11 protein-coding genes are annotated in these 20,796 nt (G+C 44.8%); 10 read left to right on the top strand and 1 reads right to left on the bottom strand.

Annotation, left to right across the window (positions count from 1 at the left end; all coding sequences use genetic code 11):
• The first annotated feature begins 14 nt into the window (after nt 1–14).
• From ABQ275_RS12590 to ABQ275_RS12545, 10 genes are read left to right on the top strand one after another with little or no spacing between them, the layout of a single operon-like run.
• Complete coding sequence (locus tag ABQ275_RS12590; protein WP_349318666.1) at nt 15–1,928, top strand: hypothetical protein; 1,914 nt, start codon at nt 15–17, stop codon at nt 1,926–1,928.
• 47 nt (nt 1,929–1,975) lie between these two features.
• The gene (locus ABQ275_RS12585; RefSeq protein WP_349318665.1) at nt 1,976–3,163 is read left to right on the top strand and encodes an alpha-L-fucosidase; all 1,188 of its coding nucleotides are present in this window, start codon (nt 1,976–1,978) and stop codon (nt 3,161–3,163) included.
• Between the two features lie 15 nt (nt 3,164–3,178).
• Complete coding sequence (locus ABQ275_RS12580; protein ID WP_349318664.1) at nt 3,179–6,616, top strand: ThuA domain-containing protein; 3,438 nt, start codon at nt 3,179–3,181, stop codon at nt 6,614–6,616.
• Nucleotides 6,617–6,626: 10 nt separating this feature from the next.
• Nucleotides 6,627–8,660, top strand: a complete 2,034-nt coding sequence (locus ABQ275_RS12575; protein ID WP_349318663.1) for a glycoside hydrolase family 97 N-terminal domain-containing protein — start codon at nt 6,627–6,629, stop codon at nt 8,658–8,660.
• A gap of 41 nt (nt 8,661–8,701) precedes the next feature.
• On the top strand, nt 8,702–10,156 hold the full coding sequence (locus ABQ275_RS12570) for a sulfatase (protein WP_349318662.1): 1,455 nt from the start codon (nt 8,702–8,704) through the stop codon (nt 10,154–10,156).
• Nucleotides 10,157–10,182: 26 nt separating this feature from the next.
• Complete coding sequence (locus ABQ275_RS12565; RefSeq protein ID WP_349318661.1) at nt 10,183–11,649, top strand: sulfatase-like hydrolase/transferase; 1,467 nt, start codon at nt 10,183–10,185, stop codon at nt 11,647–11,649.
• A gap of 40 nt (nt 11,650–11,689) precedes the next feature.
• Nucleotides 11,690–13,156, top strand: coding sequence for a sulfatase-like hydrolase/transferase (locus tag ABQ275_RS12560; protein WP_349318660.1), 1,467 nt, complete (start codon nt 11,690–11,692; stop codon nt 13,154–13,156).
• Between the two features lie 34 nt (nt 13,157–13,190).
• On the top strand, nt 13,191–14,951 hold the full coding sequence (locus ABQ275_RS12555; RefSeq protein ID WP_349318659.1) for an SGNH/GDSL hydrolase family protein: 1,761 nt from the start codon (nt 13,191–13,193) through the stop codon (nt 14,949–14,951).
• A gap of 37 nt (nt 14,952–14,988) precedes the next feature.
• Entirely contained in the window at nt 14,989–15,702 is a 714-nt protein-coding gene (locus ABQ275_RS12550; RefSeq protein ID WP_349318658.1) for an SGNH/GDSL hydrolase family protein, read from the top strand.
• Between the two features lie 57 nt (nt 15,703–15,759).
• Nucleotides 15,760–18,216, top strand: coding sequence for a glycoside hydrolase family 95 protein (locus tag ABQ275_RS12545; protein WP_349318657.1), 2,457 nt, complete (start codon nt 15,760–15,762; stop codon nt 18,214–18,216).
• 66 nt (nt 18,217–18,282) lie between these two features.
• Here ABQ275_RS12545 and ABQ275_RS12540 read toward each other — a convergent pair whose 3' ends face one another.
• Nucleotides 18,283–20,739 (bottom strand): mechanosensitive ion channel domain-containing protein, encoded by a 2,457-nt coding sequence (locus tag ABQ275_RS12540; RefSeq protein ID WP_349318656.1) that lies wholly within the window; start codon nt 20,737–20,739, stop codon nt 18,283–18,285.
• Nucleotides 20,740–20,796 lie beyond the last annotated feature (57 nt).

Here is a 20,796-nt window from a genome sequence, read left to right as displayed (position 1 = left end):
GAATACTATCGAACATGACTATACGCAATACCATACTTTTCAGCCTGAAGCATTTATTATGTAGTAGTATAATGATGATGGCCGCTATTGCATCGGCAAATGCCCAGGTAAAAAAGGATAGCATTATCATCCCCAAAGAGGAGGATTTTTATCAGATTCAAACGGTGCTGATACCCGAGGGTATCCAACTCGAAGTAGGTGGAATGGCTTTTTTACCCAATGATAAACTGGCAGTTTGTACACGGCGGGGTGAAGTCTGGATCATATCAAATCCATACATGAAAGATGGTCGTCCTTCTCAGTATCAGTTATTCGCCCAGGGGTTACATGAGCCATTGGGAGTGGCTTATTACAAAGGAGATCTGTACGTGGCGCAACGCCCTCAACTCACCCGCCTGAGAGATAAAAACAATGATGGTGTGGCGGACGAATATAAAACCGTATACAGCTTCGAGATAACGGGTAACTACCACGAATATGCCTATGGGCCTGTATTTGACAAAGAAGGTAATATGTTCGTAACGCTGAATCTGGGATGGTTCAGGGACGTGAAAGGCGGCTATATGGAAAGCAGGGTAAAATGGCGGGGATGGATGCTGAAGATTTCGCCGGAAGGAAAGATGACGCCATTTGCTGCAGGTTTACGTTCTCCGGCAGCACTTACGATAGATAAAGATGATCATGTTTTCTATACGGAAAACCAGGGAGAATGGGTAGGATCCGGTCATATGACGGAAGTGAGAAAAGGAGATTTTCTGGGACAGCCTACCTCACTGGCGTGGTCCGATCTGCCAGGGTCGTCTGTAAAGTTAAAAGTGGAGGATATACCAGACAGCGGTAAGCCTGAATTTGAAGTGGCCAAACAGATTGCCGGTCTGAAAACGCCCTCTGTCTGGATACCACATGCGATCCTGGGCGTTTCTACCTCCGGGATGTTAATAGCCGGTCAAGGGCAGATGGGACCGTTTGAAGGACAGTTTTTTGTAGGTGACCTGGGACAAAGCCTGATCAACCGTGTATACCTGGAAAAAATAAAAGGCGTGTACCAGGGCGCTGTATTTCCCTTTAGAAAAGGATTTTCTTCAGGCGTTTTAAGATTGTGCTGGGGATCAGATGGCAGCATGTTCGTGGGCATGACAGCCAGAGGATGGGGGTCCAGCGGCGGAGAGTCTTTTGGATTACAGCGGCTGGTCTGGAACGGGAAGATGCCCTTTGAAATTAAATCAATACATGCCCAACCCGATGGCTTCGAGCTGGAATTTACGCAGCCGGTAGATAAAAAAACGGCAAGAGAAGCCGCCGCTTATCACGTAAGAAGTTTTACGTACAAATATCATCGCCAGTATGGCAGCCCCATCATCAATGAGGCAGACTGCCCCCTGAAAGCAATCAGCATATCACCGGATGGCATGAAAGTCCGGTTGGTTTTAGATAGTACAAGAGAAGGATATATTCATGAGATAACTGCTGCGGGAGTAAGGTCAACAGGGCACCAGGGATTACTGCATAACATGGGGTATTATACGCTGAACAGGGTGCCGGACGGACCAAAGCTGACAATCACCGCCGAAAACAGGGTAAAAATTGTTAAAAAACCAACGGTAAAGAAAGTTCCTGTAAAGAGCTCTTCATCAAAAGCATCATCATCTCCTTCCGCCATTAATAGGATTCCTAACTATGATGAAGTAAAGCCGTTACTAATACAATATACCTGCCTGTCATGCCATGATCCGGTAAAACGCCATGTTGGCCCTCCCTATGCGGAAGTCGCTAAACGCAGATACTCCATCGATAAATTGAAACGGTTAATTCATAACCCTGAACCAGGGAACTGGCCTGACTATGCGACGCCCATGCCACCGATGCCAGACATACCAGCATCCGATCTGCAAAAAATTGCGGTATGGATTCATTCATTAGACAAATAACGATGCAAGTGTTGTGCGTGATTCATTGGTAAAGTCAAATAATAAATATGACTGACAGACGAGACTTTTTAAAACAGGTGGCAGTAGCAGGGACTACGATGTTTGCCTTATCGTCCTGGCTGGGTATGCCTCCCATCGGGAATCAAAAGACGATACCTTCCTATTTATGGGACCATGCCGATATGTTTATAGAGGACCCGCACCATGCCGCCTTGTCCTGGTTCAGCGAGGCCGGCTCTGGCCTGTTTATGCATTATGGTTTATATAGTCTGTTAGGACGCGGTGAATGGGTTCAGCTGGAGGAAAAAATACCGGTAGCGGAATATGAGCAGTTAAAAATGAAATTTACAGCCCATAATTTTGATCCTGATTTTATCACGGATGTGGCCATAGCGGCAGGTATGAAATATGTGACCTTCACGGCAAAACATCATGATGGCTTTTGCCTTTTCAAAACAAATCAAACCCGTTACAATAGTCTTCACTCCCCGGCGAAGCGGGATCTGGTAGGCGAATTGAAAAAAGCCTGTGATAAAAAAGGGCTGGGCTTATTTTTATATTATTCCATTGCTGCAGACTGGCATCATCCTTATTTCTCATCAAGGGAAGCAGGATGGGGTAGTTATCGTCCTGCCTATTCCGATCCCCAGTCAGCCTATGCTTATAAACGGGAAGCGGATTTTCAAAAATACCTTCTTTACGCCAGGGCACAGCTCCACGAGTTAGTGACGCAATACCGGCCCGCAGGTATCTGGTTTGATCCTATCATGGGTTTTTACGCACGTCCGGATTTATTCCCTATGGAACAGATTTATGCGGAGATACGATCACATTGTCCCTATACCTTAATTTCTTTTAAACAGGGTGCCACAGGTACGGAAGATTTCGCGGCGCCAGAACGGGGAGCCGGCTCGTTTTCAGATGGTGTGGGAAAATCATTTGGTGAGAAGTCAGGGTTGGTGGCTGCGAAAGCATGGGAGGGGAATAAAGACAAACACAATGAAACCTGTAACACCTTACAATCACGGACATGGGGTTATAAGAAAGCGGAAGATGGGAAGCATAAGAATACAGCACAGGTACTTGATTTATTGCAGGATGCAAAAAGCAGGAATATGAACCTGTTACTCAACACCGGCCCATTGCCTGACGGCAGCCTGTCACCCGAAGATGTAAAAACACTCCGGGAAGTAGGCAGATCCAGATGGAGCACTGAAAAAAACAATAAGGTATAACAGACCATTTTTATTATGAAAACACGCATCATTTTACTGCTGACATACAGTGTCCTTTTAGGTATTTTATGGACCGGCTGCACTGATAAACGTACCGGTGAACCACATGTATTGGTATTTACCAAAACAGCGGGTTTTCATCATGCTGCTATTCCAGACGGGGTAAAAGCTATTCAGGCATTAGGTGCCAAACATCATTTTATTGTAGATACTACTTCCAATTCCGACAGGTTTACGGAAGATACGCTGAAACAATATGCAGCCGTCATTTTCCTGAACACCACCGGCGATGTGTTGGATGCCGCGCAGCAGGCAGACTTTGAACGTTACATCCAGGCAGGCGGTGGCTATCTTGGCGTTCATGCGGCCAGCGATTGTGAATATCAATGGCCCTGGTACGGCAAACTGGTAGGCGCTTATTTTAAAGGGCATCCGCGTCCGCAGAAAGCCAGGCTTAATATGCACCATGATAATAATTTCCCTGTTACCGATTCCCTGCCTGATCCCTGGATCAGGACCGATGAATGGTATAATTTCCGGGAAATCCCTAAAGACGTGAATGTGCTGGTCAGCATTGATGAAGGGAGTTATGAAGGTGGTACGAACGGCATCCCTCATCCCATGGTGTGGTATCACGACTACGATGGCGGCAGGGCTTTTTACATGGAACTGGGACATACCGCCGAGTCCTACACCGAGCCTGAGTTCTTAAAACTATTATCTTCAGGTATCCATTATGCGATTGGCGAAAATAAAATATTGGATTATGGTAAGGCTACTACCTTGCGTATGCCGGAGGAAGCCCGCTTCTCTAAGAAATTCCTCGCTGGTGGATTATTTGAGCCAACCGAATTAACCATACTGCCCAACCTGGATATACTAATAGCAGAGCGCAGGGGTGCTATTAAATTTTATAACCAGGCAGATCATACGATAAAGGAAGTAGCGCAGTTGGATGTGTATCACCAGGGGCTCACACCGGGAGGTGGAACAGAAGGCGGCTTATTAGGTCTCCAGGCAGATCCGCACTATGAAAAAAATCACTGGGTATATGTCTTTTATTCGCCTACCGGCAACAAACCGGTAGATCGTCTGTCTCGTTTTAAGTTTGAAAATAATGAGTTCAACCGGCAATCGGAACAAGTGATCCTGGAGGTAAATACCGACCGGGAGATATGCTGCCACACCGGTGGCTCCCTGGCCTTTGATGCTAATAACAACTTGTATCTTTCCGTAGGAGATAATACCACCCCTTTTAATGAAGTTGATCCAAAGACTAAAAAAGCTTACGCCGTCAATTTATACGGGTTTGCTCCTTTGGACGATCGTCCCGGGTTTGAGTATTACGATGACCGCCGCGCGGCAGGCAATACTAATGACCTGCGTGGAAAGATCCTACGGATACGTGTAAACGAAGATGGCACTTACGGAATTCCGGATGGTAATCTTTTTCCGAAAGGAACCCCAAACACCCGGCCTGAGATCTATGTAATGGGCGACCGCAACCCCTATCGCATCTCAGTGGATAAACATACCGGTTATTTATATTGGGGCGAGGTAGGTCCGGATGCAGGTAATGACAGCTTGTCTACCCGTGGTCCCAGGGGCTATGATGAGATCAACCAGGCCCGGAAAGCAGGTAATTTCGGCTGGCCTTATTTTGTCGGAAATAATTATGCCTATCATGAATACAATTATACCACAGGAGTATCGGGTCCGGTGTTTAACGCCGAACGGCCCATTAATAATTCCAGGAATAATACGGGAATAAAAGAGCTGCCGCCTGCCCAACCGGCGTTTATCTGGTATCCCTATGCCGTATCTCCCGAATTTCCAATCCTGGGCACAGGAGGAAGAACTGCTATGGCAGGACCTGTATATTATGCAAAAGATTATCGGAAAGAAACACGCTATCCCGGTTATTACGATGGAAAGTTGTTTATCTATGACTGGATGCGGAATTGGATCATGGCAGTAACGATGACAAAAACCGGCGACCTCCAGACCATAGAAAAATTCATGCCGCAAACCAAATTCCACAATATCAGCGACATGGAAGTGGGGCCCGATGGCCTGCTATACATCGTAGAATATGGCGGGCAATGGCGGCATAAAAATGCGGACGCCGGGTTGTCTGTAATCACCTTTAACAGCGGGAACCTCGCACCGGCGGTAAAACTAAAGGCCGACACATCAGCCGGTGCCATCCCGCTTACGGTCAACTTCTCCGCAAAAGGTACGGTTGATCCTGATGGAGATAAACTTACTTATACCTGGGATTTTGGAAAAGGGGAGATAGAACAAACAGCTGTCCCCGATGTTCGTCACACTTTTTCGGCGGCAGGGGTTTATCCTGTTTCAGTAGAAGTAAAGGACGGCAAAGGGGGCAAAACAAAAAGCCCCGTTATACAAGTATACGCAGGTAATGCTATCCCCCAGGTAAAAATATTGATGGCAGGAAATAAATCTTTCTATTTTCCTGATCGCCCTATAACCTACCAGGTACAGGTAGATGATGCGGAAGACGGTCATTCAGGCCAACCGGATTTTGATGGGTCAAAAGTGTTGGTGCATGCTGATTATATCAACAAGCCCGACAAGGCCCTGCTGGCTGAAAACGGCGAATCAAAAGGGATCACGGAATCATCGGGTAAAAGCCTGATGGAATCGCTGGATTGTAAATCCTGTCACCAGGTAGATGCAACATCCGTAGGACCCACTTTTAAGCAGATAGCGTTACGTTATAAAGAGGATAAAAGAACCAGGAACTTCCTTCCGGAAAAAATCATTAGCGGTGGTAGCGGTAACTGGGGACAGACAGCTATGGCAGCCCATCCAGACTTAGCCATTTCCGATGCACAAAAAATTGTTACCTGGATATTATCGCTGGCAGATAGTAGTAAAAATGCCATGCCATGGAAAGGCAGCTTCCTGCCATCTACACAATTCCAACTAACACCCCGGGGCGCAATTGCCTTATCAGCATCTTACACAGATAAGGGCGCCAAAGGGATTTCACCACTCACCGGTAATGCCATGCTTGTATTGCGCGATCCGATACTGCCAGCCAGGTCAGCTGATGCTTCGGCCGGAGAGGTTGGCAATAGCAAATTGGGAGAAATGGCCGTTGTGCATATCAAAAAAAGAGGCTGGTTCAAATTTTCAGGTATCAGTCTGGAGAATGTAAAAGATGTACAGCTAAAATATGCGGTGGATCTTCCGTCAAAAAAAGGATGGAAAATAGCGTTGCGGCTGGATAGCCCGCAAGGCCCGTTATTAGGAACCACGGTTCTTGGTGCAGCTATAAAACCGCTGAAAGTTGCGTATGCCGCCTTGTCGTTAAGCCAGCCGGCAGATAGCACCAGGCACGATGTCTACTTTATTTTCCAGAAAGAAGATCAGGCGGAAATAGCAGGATTGGGCATTGCTGAATTCAGTATAAGGATAAGATAAATTAAAAGATATGAAGCAGATAAAAACAAATGCGAAACAAACGTCCATTCGTGTGATAGCCCTCGTGGTGATAGGACTGCTGTTTTTTGCTGAAGGACAAGGGATGACCTCTAAAATAGCGAAACCAATAGAGGCATCAACAACGGATAAGTCGGCTGGTGTTTACCAGGTTAAAAGCCCGGACGGTCATCTCATTATCACTACCGCTATTGCCAATGGCGTCATTCGCTACGCTTTTTCTGCGCATGGAACCAGGCTTATCTATTCCTCATCCATGGGATTGGATTTCGGGCCATCCGGAAAATTTCCATCCACTGGCTGGAAAGTGAGTGAGGTGGTGAAACGCCGTATCAATAATACCTGGAAACCGGTATGGGGTAAGCGTGCTGTAGTGCGTGATCAATACAATGAAACAGCTATTCAATTGCAGGGGCCTGCTATTCCTTTCGATAAACTTAATATAGTAATCCGGGCCTACAATGATGGTATCGCGTTTCGTTACGAGGTTCCTGATGATGCAAGCGGCAGGGAAGATACCTGCGAAAGAGAGCTGACTTCTTTTAATTTTGAAGGAGATTATACTACCTGGTTTTATAATGGAGAACATGCGAATCTTGGGCCCGATAAGCTGACAGAAGTGCAAGGTAACCGCAATCCTGTAATGACCATTCAGGCAGCAGACGATGCCTACCTGGCAATCCTGGAGGCTGACCTGCGAAGCGGTAGCCCGGTGGTGCTTCACAGCGGGAAGGGAGAAAAGGTTTTCTCCGTAGTTTCTTCTCCGGGGATTATTAAACCTGGTTATTTATCTTCCTGGCGCGTAATCCTGTATGGTAAAACTCCCGGTTCACTGGTTGATTCCCATGTGATAGCGTTATTAAATCCGGCTCCGGACAAGGGTACAGATTTTTCATGGGTAAAACCAGGGGTAGCCTTATGGAATCGCCGTGTGGAAGGCGTGAAGATAGATGACTTTACATACCATGTGCAGGCATATGCCAGCTGGGTCAGGCTGGTGGACTATGCGGCAAAAAATAGTATTCCATATCTACTTCTGGACTCCGGTTGGTATGGAGACCAGTTTAGTAAAAGTTCTGACCCCGTGAAGGGCGGTGCTGCGGATGATGTAAAGAAACTGATCGCCTATGCAAAAACAAAAGGCGTACGAATCTTGCTTTATATGAATGATATCGGCGGAAGGGATTACTCGCTTGAACAAACATTAAAACAATATAACGAATGGGGTGCTGCCGGCATCAAATACGGGTTTATGAGAGGAGCCATGGCAGAAAAAAATATACGCACACGGATGATAACAGAGCTGTGCGCAAAATACCAACTGCTTTGCAATTTTCATGACGGACCGGTTCCTCCCTACGGGCAAATGCGCACCTGGCCGAATGCGGTTACCCGTGAATACTGCCAGGCCCAACTGGATGCCCTTACATATTTTCAGCCTAAAACATTCGTTACAACAGTTTTTGTAAATATGCTGGCAGGGCCGCTTGATATGACCAACGGGGTATTTGATCTTATGCGGAGCAGGCCGACCAATGTGAAAAAAGAAGACCAGAATATGTATAACCATGTATATAAAGGAGACGTACCTTCAACAGTGACGGCTGAAGCTGCCCGTACATTGATCACTTTCTCGGGGATAACAGTTATACCCGATATACCTGAGAATTATGATAAATTCCCGGAACTGTTTTCATTTGTCGCGGCAGAAAAGATGCCCTGGAAACAAAGTGAAACACTGATGGGTGAAATTGGTCAGTATATAGTAATGGCCAGGCAGGCTGCTGACGACACCTGGTTGGTGGGTGTTGCAAACAATGAATCATTGCGCGAATTAGATATTCCTTTAAGTTTCCTGGGAAAAGGTAAGTACGAAGCAACAATTATACAGGATGGCGATGATGCGCATTACCAGACAAACCGGACAACATATAAAGTGAATAAAAAGATAGTAAAGTCATCAGATGGCATTCCCGTCACGCTTGCTCCCGGCGGAGGTGCTTGTCTGATTATCAAAAAGAAATAGATCGGCGGATACGATAAATAAGCGACTAAAAAAATGCTGTTATGAGAAGATCATTTTTATTTAGCAAATTGACGGCCCTTGTCCTTGCCGGGGCTACTACGCATTGTGTTGCCCAACAAAATACATCACGACCCAATATCGTCATTATTTATATGGACGATATGGGCTATGGCGATGTAGCTGCTTACGGTGGGATTGATTATATCACTCCCAACATAGATAAGCTGGCAGCGCAGGGAATGCGCTTTACCAATTTCTATTCGGCACAACCCATATGCAGCGCCTCCAGGGCAGCTATCCTGACAGGGTGCTATCCCAATCGTATAGGCATTCACGATGCCTTATTCCCTAATTCAGATATCGGGCTGAGTGATCAGGAAGAAACCATTGCCGGCATGTTGAAGAAAAGAGGATATTTCACAGGGATCATCGGCAAATGGCACCTGGGAGATGCACAAAAATTCCTGCCCTTGCAACATGGGTTTGATTATTATTTCGGATTACCCTATTCTAATGATATGTGGCCGGTAGATTATGATGGGAAACCTTTTAATGATACTACCAAGTGGAGAGGGCGTTTCCCACCGCTTCCCGTGATAGAAGGAAACAATCCAATCCGCTACGTCCATACTATGCAAGACCAGGGCATGCTTACCACCTGGTACACGCAAAAGGCTGTCAGTTTTATAAGTCAGCATAAGAATCAACCTTTCTTTCTTTACCTGGCACATTCTATGGTGCATGTGCCGCTCGCGGTATCTGATAAGTTCAAAGGAAAAAGTAAACAGGGATTGTTTGGTGATGTCATGATGGAAATAGACTGGTCGGTAGGAGAGGTAATGAAAGCATTGAAAGAGAATGGGCTGGCAAAAAACACCTTATTCATTTTTACCGCTGATAACGGCCCCTGGCTGGTATTTGGTAACCATGCCGGTTCTGCAGGCGGTTTGAGGGAAGGTAAGGGTACTACCTGGGATGGTGGACAAAAAGAGCCTGCTATTATGAGCTGGCCGGGTGTTATCCCTGCTGGTACCGTTTGTAATAAACTGGCTGCCAATATAGATATCCTCCCTACGTTGGCTACCATTACCGGTGCTCCGCTGCCCTCCCGTAAAATTGACGGTATTAATTTTTTATCCTTATTAAAGGGAGATGAAAATGCAAACCCGCGTGATCATTTATACTATTATATCAATAAGAACAGCCTGCAAGCGGTAAGACAAGGCCCCTGGAAATTAGTATTGCCACATCGCTACCCATCTTTTGTAGGCGGAGTGCCGGGGAAGGATGCTTGGCCGGGAAAAGCACATGCGGATTCCACAGGCCTCGCATTGTATGATCTTCGCCGCGATCCGGGAGAAAGATATGATGTAAAAGAACAAAACCCCGATGTCGTAAAACAATTACAGCAACTGTTAGAACAGGCGCGTGAAGATTTGGGAGACGATCTTACCAACAGGCCGGGGAAAAACAGACGGCCCGCCGGAAAGCTATAACAGATAGGCATTCAAAAAGAATCATTATGAAGAAAACGTTTTTCATTGCCATGTTTTTTGTGGTAGCTGTTGCAGGTAATATAACAGCACTGAAAGCGCAGACCTCTGTTGCCGGTAAACCGAATATTCTTTTCATATTAACCGATGATCAGACTTTTAATACTATTCATGCCCTGGGGAACAAGGAGATAGTTACTCCTAACATGGACAAGCTGGTAAAAGAAGGAACCACCTTTACCCAGGCGCATATCATGGGCGGGTTAATGGGTGCAATATGCTGCCCCAGCAGGAATATGATCCTCTCCAGCAGAAGTTTGTTCCGCCTGCATAAAGCCGGGTCGTATATTCCGGCATCGGATACTACCTTCCCTGAATTATTCCGTGCTAATGGCTATATTACTTTTGAAACAGGGAAATGGCACCAGGATAAAGCGTCTTTTAAACGGTCTTTTTCCACCGGCAGGAATATCCTTTTCGGGGGAATGAGTTCACCCAATACGGGCGGGCATTACCGTCCTCGCTTGCATCATTACGATAGTAGCGGCCGATATAATAAACCGTTTTGGGGAGATGATTTTTCCTCCGTTTATTTTGCGGATGCTGCCATTGATTTTTTGAAAAGCGAGCAGCATCAACAACAGCCTTTTCTCATGTATGTGGCTTTCACTTCACCGCATGATCCACGGACGGCTCCTTCCTGGTATGGCCATAGTTACCGTGCCGATGAAGTTTCATTACCACCCAATTATTTACCCAGGCATCCGTTCGACAACGGGGAATTGGACATAAGGGGCGAAATGCTGTTACCCTTTCCGAGGACAAAAGAAGCGGTAAAAAGAGAGATCGCAAAATATTATGCCATGATCAGTGAAGTGGATTATCAGATAGGCAGAATATTAGATGAATTAAAGCAAACAGGAAGAGATAAGAATACGATTATTGTTTTTGCGGGAGATAATGGGTTGTCTGTAGGGCAGCATGGGCTGCTCACAAAACAAAATCCATATGAATCAGCCATTCGCGTACCATTGGTATTCGCTGGCCCGGGAATACCAAAGGACAAACAGGTAAATGCATATGTTTATTTAAATGATATTTATCCCACCTTATGTGAGCTGACACAGGTACCTGTGCCGGCTACTGTAGAAGGAATATCGCTGAAAGCCGCCTTTGATAAAGGATCTTTTAAAGGGCGCGATCAGGTATTCTTTGCTTATTCAAATCTGCAACGCGCTGTTGTGAAAGACAGTTTTAAACTGGCATGTTATAATGTGAAGGGGCAGCATCCGGTACAACTTTTTGATCTTAATAAAGATCCATGGGAAATGCATAACCTGGCAGATGAACCACAATATCAAAATAAGGTAAAATCCATGACATCCCTGTTGTCAGGATCGATGAAACAATTGGGTGATTTTTGTGACCTGGATAAAACCGGGTGGGGGTATCCAGTAAAGATGACATTGAAGGAAGTTACAAATGTGCTTCCGTAATGGCATCAACTGTTTTTATAGGCATTCAAAAAGAATCATTATGAAGAAAACGTTTTTCGTTACCATGTTTTTTGCGGTAGCTGTTGCAGGTAACATAACAGTACTGAAAGCCCAGCCCCCTGTTGCCGGTAAGCCGAATATTCTTTTCATATTAACCGATGACCAGACATTCAATACTATTCATGCCTTGGGAAACAAGGAGATAGTTACCCCTAACATGGATAAGCTGGTAAAAGCAGGAACCACCTTTACCCAGGCGCATATCATGGGTGGATTGATTGGTGCGATATGCAGCCCCAGCAGGAATATGATCCTCACCAGCAGAAGCTTGTTCCGGCTGCACAAAGCCGGGGCGTATATTCCGGCATCAGATACCACCTTCCCTGAATTATTCCGTACGAATGGGTATACTACTTTTGAAACAGGAAAATGGCACCAGGATAAAGCGTCTTTTAAACGATCGTTTTCTACCGGGGGGAATATCTTTTTTGGAGGAATGAACCCGCCTGATGCCGGCGGGCAATACCGTCCTCACCTGCATCATTATGATAGTAGCGGAGAATATAATAAACCGTTTTGGGGAGATGATTTTTCCTCTGTTTATTTTGCAGATGCCGCCATTGATTTTTTGAAAAGCCAGCAGCATCAACAAGCGCCTTTCCTGATGTATGTGGCCTTCACTTCACCACATGATCCACGGACGGCTCCTACCTGGTATGGCCATAGTTACCGTACCGATGAAGTTTCGCTACCGACCAATTACTTACCCGTGCATCCGTTCGATAACGGGGAATTGGACATAAGAGATGAAATGCTATTACCCGTTCCGAGGACAAAAGAAGCGGTAAAAAGAGAGATCGCAAAATATTATGCCATGATCAGTGAAGTAGATTATCAGGTGGGAAGGATATTGGACGAATTAAAACAAACAGGAAGAGATAAGAATACGATTATTGTTTTTGCGGGCGACAATGGTTTGTCTGTAGGGCAGCATGGGCTGCTGGGAAAACAAAATCCGTATGAATCAGCCATACGCGTACCATTGGTATTCGCGGGCCCGGGAATACCAAAGGACAAGCGAGTAAATGCATATGTTTATTTAAATGATATTTATCCCACCTTATGTGAGCTGACACAGGTACCTGTGCCGGCTACTGTAGAAGGCATGTCGCTGAAAGCCGCCTTTGATAAAGGATCTTTTAAAGGGCGCGATCAGGTATTCTTTGCTTATTCAAATCTGCAACGCGCTGTTGTAAAAGACAGTTTTAAACTGGCATGTTATAATGTGAAGGGGCAGCATCCGGTACAACTTTTTGATCTTAATAAAGATCCATGGGAAACGCATAACCTGGCAGATGAACCACAATATCAACATAAGGTAAAATCCATGACATCCCTGTTGTCAGGATCGATGAAACAATTGGGTGATTTTTGTGACCTGGATAAAACCGGATGGGGGTATCCAGTAAAGATGACAGGAGGAGAAGCCACAAATGTACATCCGTAATGTTATAAACTGCCTGTGCTCAAATAGAATATAAATGAAGAAACAATATTTTCTTTTTGTGCTGATAACCATGCTGTCAGTACAAGTGGCCCTTTGCCGACAAATCATGCCATATAAATGGTGGAATCCGGCGGAGAGTAGTTTTCCTGTGATCGAGGGGCAGGCATGGCCAAAAGAAGTGGCGCAATTTTATGATCGCTTGCCCGCGAAGGCAAAAGGAGTGGTTGACGCGTCTGTTTGGTATCAATCTCAGGAATCTGCCGGTTTAATGATCAGGTTTTATTCCAAGTCACCGTATATACGTGTACGTTACACCGCATCGCGTGAGCTAAATAAGCCGCATATACCGGCTACAGGCATGAGTGGCCTGGATTTGTATGCCATGAATAGAAGTGGACAATGGGAATGGAGTCCTGGTAAATATCATTTTGGTGATACCATTGAGTACCAGTATTCCTCGTTGAAACATGATTTTTTCCGGGAGTATAACCTGTACCTGCCGTACCACAACCAGGTAAAATGGCTGGAGATCGGCGTGCCGGAGGATGCACAGCTAACACCCTTACCGGTAAGCCAGGATAAGCCAATCGTTGTTTATGGCACCTCCATTACGCAGGGCACTGCTGCACCGCGGCCAGGCCTCACCTGGCCCGCTATCCTCGGGCGCAGACTTCAAACACCGGTGATCAATCTTGGATTTGCAGGATGTGGAAGACTGGATGAATCCGTGGTGAATCTGATGGGGGAAATGGAAGCTAAAATGTACGTGCTTGATTGTCTTCCTAACTTATTAGGCCGGGAAGAGGCTATTAAAACCCGGCTGATCACCGCCGTAAAAATATTACAACAGAAACAACCAGGAGTGCCTGTATTGATCGTAGATCATGCAGCTGCGCAGGCTGTTTCATTAAATACAGCCCAGCGGGAGCAATACCAAAAAGCCAATGACGCATCCCGGGAAACTTTTGAACAACTGAAAGCATCCGGAGTAAAAAATATTTTCTATTTATCCGCAGATTCCATTGGACTAAAAGAGGAAAACCTGGCCGTAGATGGCGTACATCCGGATGTATCCGGAATGGAATTGTATGGAGTAGCTTACGAAAAAGCGATTCGCCGGATCCTGCATGAACCGGTAGGGCAATATACAACTACGCAGCCATGCAGGCAGTTTAGGGATCGGAGTTATAACTGGAACGAACGTCACGAACTTGTACTCCGGGCTAATAGGGAGAACCCGCCGGAGATCGTGTTGCTGGGAAATTCTATTGTTCAGCACTGGGGTGGAAAGCTGGATAAGAAAGTTCACCGCGGAGAAGATTCCTGGGAAAAATATTTCGCTCCCCTGGGTGTACATAATTTTGGATTCGGAGGCGATTGCATTGAAAATATATTATGGCGTGTTTATCATGGTGAGCTGGATGGCTATCATGCAAAACAAGTGGTTATCATGGCCGGCACTAATAATATCGGCTTCAATTCAGACGAAGAAATCATTGCAGGGCTGAAGTTGTTGCTACAAGGGGTGAAGGAAAGGCAACCTTCAGCCAGGATGCTGATGGTAGGCATATTACCACGACGTGGAAAAGAGGCAAGGGTGGCAGCTCTTGACAAGCAAATCAACGAGCTATGTGTTCATGAAAACATTCCTTATATCAATCCAGGCAAACTTTTATTGGATACTTCCGGAAAGATAAAGGAATCATTTTTTGCAGATGGACTGCATCCCGGTGCGGAAGGGTATCAGGTTTTGGCAAAGGCTATACAACCACATATGGTGAATGCCGGGAGATAGATGGAATAAAAAATTGTAACTGTTTAAAAAATCAATAATGAGAAAAATGTTCCTTTCCATTCTTCCTCTTTTCTTCCTCTGTTTAATTGGAGAGAGGGGGATGGCACAAGCTGATCCCGATACTTATCTGGCTGATATAAAATCGGAGCTGAATAAGAAATGGCCCGACAACCGCACGGTCAATTTAGTGTTTCATGGCCACTCTGTTCCGGCAGGATATGCCAACACGCCATATGTACACAGGCCACAATCATATCCGTTCCTTACGTTAAATAAATTGCAAAAACATTATCCTTATTCGGTTGCCAATACTATCACCACCGCTATTGGTGGAGAAAATTCAGCACAAGGGGAAAAGCGTTTTAAGAAAGAGGTCTTACCACATAAACCTGACGTGCTTTTTATTGATTATGCATTGAATGACAGAAGAATCGGCCTGGAAAAAACAAAAGAGGCGACTGAAAAGATGATAAGAATGGCATTGAGAAAACATATCAAAGTAATATTAATCACGCCCTCTCCGGATTTGAAGGTAGATATCACTGCGTCCGGCAATATATTGGAGCAATATACCAGCCAGTTGATTGCTCTGGCAGAGAAATATCATATTGGGTTGGCAAACAGCTATGCCGCATTCGTAAACCTTGCGAAATCCGGTAAAGATCTGCAAAGTTACATGGCGCAGTATAACCATCCCAATGAGAAAGGACATGAGGTTATTGCCAACGAAATCATGAAATGGTTTGAATAATATACCAGGATAATCCCGGTTACGATAAACTTATTTTTTCAACACAATTATGTACGGATGAAAATAAATATGCTGTTTTTAGCGGTGCTGTTTCTTTTACCTCTTAGCAGTTGGTCACAACAGAAAGCAGTACCAGCGTATAATAACAACACGCTTTGGTATCGTCAGCCTGCTGAAAACTGGAATGAAGCACTGCCCATCGGTAACGGGCGTTTGGGAGCGATGATTTTTGGTCATCCCGGCGAAGCAAATATCCAGTTAAACGAAGAAACTGTTTGGTCAGGTGGCCCGAATAATAACATAAAGCCCGACATGCGGAACATCATACCCGTTATCCGTAAATTGCTTTTCGAAAAGAAATACCAGGAAGCACAGGAGCTGGCCAATAAGATGATGCAAGAGAAACCCAACAATGGCATGGCTTACCAGCCGGTGGGAGATCTTTTGGTCAATTTTCCCGGTCATGAAAATTTTCATGATTATGCAAGAACACTGGATATTTCCAAAGCGGTAGCTTCGGTAAGGTATAAGGTAGGAGATGTTGGTTTCAAAAGAGAAATATTTTCTTCTTTCCCGGACCAGGTGATTGTTATGCGCCTTACTGCCGACAAACCAGGTATGATCACCTGTCAACTCAGGATGAGCAGCCCTCAAAAACACCAGGTTAATACCATAACGAATAATGAATTGAGGCTTTCAGGTATTTCCGGCGATCTTGAAGGGCAGTCCGGAAAAGTAAAATTCAGTGCACAGGTCAGGGTTAAAACATCGGGAGGTAAAAGTACCGTAACGGATAGCAGCATTGTTATAAAAGGGGCGGATACTGCAACGATCTATGTATCCATAGCCACTAACTTCAAAAGTTATAAGGATCTGACAGGTAACGAAACGAAGCAGGCGGCGAAATATTTAAATGGAGCCTGGAATAAAAAGTATGACCACCTGCTCAATGACCACATCGCAGCTTATCAGCAATATTATGACCGTGTGCATCTTGATCTTGGTGTAACAGACTCCGTGAAGAATCCGATAGATACCAGGATCAGTGACTTTAAAAAGGGTGATGATCCGCAACTGGCCGCTTTATATTTCCAGTTTGGCCGGTACTTGCTGATATGCAGTTCGCAGCCGGGCGGACAGCCGCCTACTTTACAGGGAATATGGAATGATAAGGTACGTCCGCCATGGGATAGTAAGTATACCATCAACATTAATACAGAAATGAACTATTGGCCAGTAGAAGTGGCCAATCTTTCAGAACTGATAGAACCACTCACACATATGGTACAGGACCTGTCTGTTACCGGCCGGGAAAGTGCTCAGAAAATGTATGGCGCAAGAGGATGGATGTTACATCATAATACAGATCTTTGGCGGATCACGGGCCCTGTGGATGGCGCCTTCTCTGGTATGTGGCCTTCAGGAGGAGCGTGGCTATGTCAGCCACTTTGGCAACATTATCTTTTTACCGGTAATGAAAAATATCTGCAAAAAATATATCCTTTTATAAAAGAAGCCGCTACTTATTTTGTGGACGAACTTCAGGAAGACCCTGAACATCATTGGTTGGTAGTAACTCCCTCAAATTCCCCCGAACATGCCTATCAGAAAGGGGTTTCTGTTGCGGCTGGTGCAACGATGGATAACCAGCTTATATTTGACCTCTTTTCAGAAGTGATCAAAGCCTCCCGTATTTTGGGCAGGGATAAGTTGTTTGCCGATACCTTACAACAAATGCGGGACAGGTTACCGCCTATGCAGATCGGGCAATATGGCCAGTTACAGGAATGGATAAAAGATTGGGATGATTCCACTGATCATCACCGGCATGTTTCACACTTGTATGGATTATATCCAAGTGATCAGATATCTCCCTTCAGAACACCGGCGCTATTTGAAGCGGCAAAAAATTCCCTGTTATACCGGGGCGATGAATCTACCGGCTGGTCTATGGCATGGAAAATAAATCTTTGGGCACGGCTGTTAGATGGTAACCATGTATTGAAGCTTATCGGCGACCAGTTAAAACCCACTATCGACGAGAATGGGAAACGACGTGGAGGTACCTACCCGAATATGTTTGATGCACATCCACCATTCCAGATAGACGGTAATTTTGGTTATACGGCGGGTGTGGCGGAAATGCTGTTACAAAGCCATGATGGTTTTATATTTATGTTGCCCGCGTTGCCCGATCGGTGGGTAAATGGCAGCGTGAAAGGACTATTGGCAAGGGGCGGATTTAAAGTAGATGCAACCTGGCGTGATGGGAAGATCAGCAACCTGACGATCTATTCAGCTCTGGGTGGAAATTGCAGGATCCGGGTATACAATAAGCTGAAAGGACTCAAAACAGCACAGGGAAAGAACCCTAACCCATTTTATGAAGTGCCCGACATTAAGGCGCCGTTAATAGCCGATCAGGCACATCTGGAAAAAACGACACTGAAAGAAAGCTACCTATACGATGTTGATACAAAGCCAGGAGAGCAGTATACTTTTGAGGGCTTGTAAGAATGAGGTAAATAGATTGAGCACCATAAAACAGGAAATGGCCGTTCGGTTATAAGGGGAATTTTTTTACCCCTCATTGCCTTCGGCCATTTCTTCATTTTTACTGCCGGGATTATTTTTGATGTGGATGTCCTGCTGTGGAAAGGGAATAGTTATGTTTTCCTTTCTGAATGCGTTGAATACCTTTGATATAGTGTCACTTCTTACCGGAAGATATTCCTTTAAATCCCTGATCCAGTAAATCAATTCCACTTCTATGGAACTGCTGCCAAATTCTTTAAAAAACACATCTGGTGCAGGAGTGGTGAGTATCCTTTCATCCGCCTTTAGTATCTCAATTAATAAAAGTTTCGCTTGATCAATCTCCGTATTATACGCCACACCAACAGTTAAATGACATCGCCTCAAATGGTTGTGCATAGTCCAGTTAGTCAATTGTTGACTCAGTAAATCTCCATTGGGTATAATCAGGTTTGCACCATCTATGCTTCTCGCTATACTGCTTCTAAACCCGATTGATTTTATAGTAGCAAAATTGCCATTGATTTCAATGACATCACCCACATTTACAGGTCTTTCAAAGGAGATAATCAACCCGCTTACCAGGTTATTTACTAATCCCTGCAAACCGAGGCCCACGCCTACGCTAAGTGCACCGATAATAATGGCAAATTTATCGATCGGTATACCTGCTGCGGCAAATGCAAGGATTAACCCCGTTGTAATAATAATGATCCTGATTACTAAAATCCAGCTTCCCAACGAAAAGGTTTTTCCACGCTTGTTGCTGACACCCGAAGTATCTTGCTCTGAGGCAAAGTAAGACACCAGGCGCGATAGAAACAGCGAGCAGAATAGTACAAAAATAAAAATAAAAATGCCGGCGATGGAATATTTATAGTCACCTATGGTTCGTTCCATCGTCACAAAATTATTGACCGATGCCGAATAGATTCTCAGGTGATAGAAGTTTCTGGCAACTATGAGCAGCCAGCCAACAGCTAATATGATATAGAAGATGGGGGGCGTTCGCTGTCCAACCCTCTCAAAATTCAGATAGAACAATTGGCGACTGGGCTGTCTGTATATACTGGAAGCCAGCACTAATCCTTCATCGATGAGGCGGATCACCCATAGAAAAACGATCCCCATTATCAAACTCACATACCCGCTGATCATGAGCGCCTTTGCTATATTGAACCGTCCAAACAGATTCAGCAGGGACGAACTAATTTCAAACAACAGGAATATCGTAATAAAGTATAGGATCTTTTTTTCTTTAAGTTCAGCCTTCTTTTTACTTATCAGCAACGTAGTTATATAAATGCTTCCGGTAATGGATATCAGTAGTGTGAAGTACCGCTCCGGGCGGGATGCCTGTAAGATCATATTGTCAATACCGGCTAAAATAAAAAGGAGGGTAATAAATATCCAGAATCTTTGCCAGTAAACACTGATATAGTTCCTGAAGATAATAGCCAAACTAATGACGGTAGCCAGCCATAGAACGAAATTGAAAATGAAGGGAGGATTTGCAAATAAAAACTGGAAAATAGAAAAGGTAATGACTACGGAGACCGCCAGAGGATGCACGGTTACAAGGCCGGCATTAGGGTATTGCTGCTGCGCTGCTGCCTGCAGTTGTTTTCTGAGTGATTTAAAAAAGTACCAGGAGCCGGTCAGTAAAAGAAACATAAAGAGTATCCTGATAAGGTGATCTTCCATGTAAAACCGTAGCAGTATAGTTTCCTTTGCAATAGAGAATCTGATAATGTCTTTTAACGGTCTTGAAAATATTGGGTCCTGCCATAAAAAGGGGAATTCATTGCTAAAGGATTGACTGGCCAGGTGACTGCTATAAATATCTATATCTTCCCTGGTAGAATTAATGTCAAACAGCAGGAGGTCCGTTTTTAATTGCTGTTCTTCAATGAGTGTAGTCGCTTTATTGAGAGCACTGTCAATAGGACTCATTTCCATGGCTGTAACTAACATGCGCTTGGCATGATGTACAACGTCCGCGGAATCATCAGGAAAGGTATAAAGGGATGGATCGCTTATAAGGGAGTCAATCTGGAAGTTCAGCGATGTTACTTTTGCAGAATAATTCTGGAGCAGATGCTTTTTGTCCGAAATTCGTGCATAGAGTTCATTGAGGATAGCAGCTGATACATCCAGGTTTCGCTGTGTCTGACTCGTACCTTTATTGTGCAGAATACCATCCTTCGCCGTTTCTAGGGAATGTTTTGCAGCTGTCAGGAATTTATTAAAAGAGATGGTGTCTATACCTCTTTTTAATAATATTTTTGCTTGTTGGTTAACACTGCGTATATTTTCGAGGGTAACCCGTTGCCTGTTGGTGATTCGCTCCTCCGCCAGTTTTTTTGTACTTTCCACAGAAGCATTGACACCAATTTGCTTTAAGGCTTTCACCATGTCTGGCTTCTGAGGAGGTGTAGTATCCGATTGCGCAATCAATATAGAAGGCCATACCAGGATGAATGCAAGCAATAAGTTTCTCATTCGCTATCGAGATTAAAATTCAAAAGTGTAATGCCCGGTGAGCGTAAGTGAAGTGTT

Origin of the sequence: Chitinophaga sp. MM2321 (assembly GCF_964033635.1) — a bacterium.
In the GTDB taxonomy this organism is placed as follows: Bacteria; Bacteroidota; Bacteroidia; order Chitinophagales; family Chitinophagaceae; genus Chitinophaga.
This window is presented reverse-complemented; position numbering and strand designations above follow the sequence as displayed.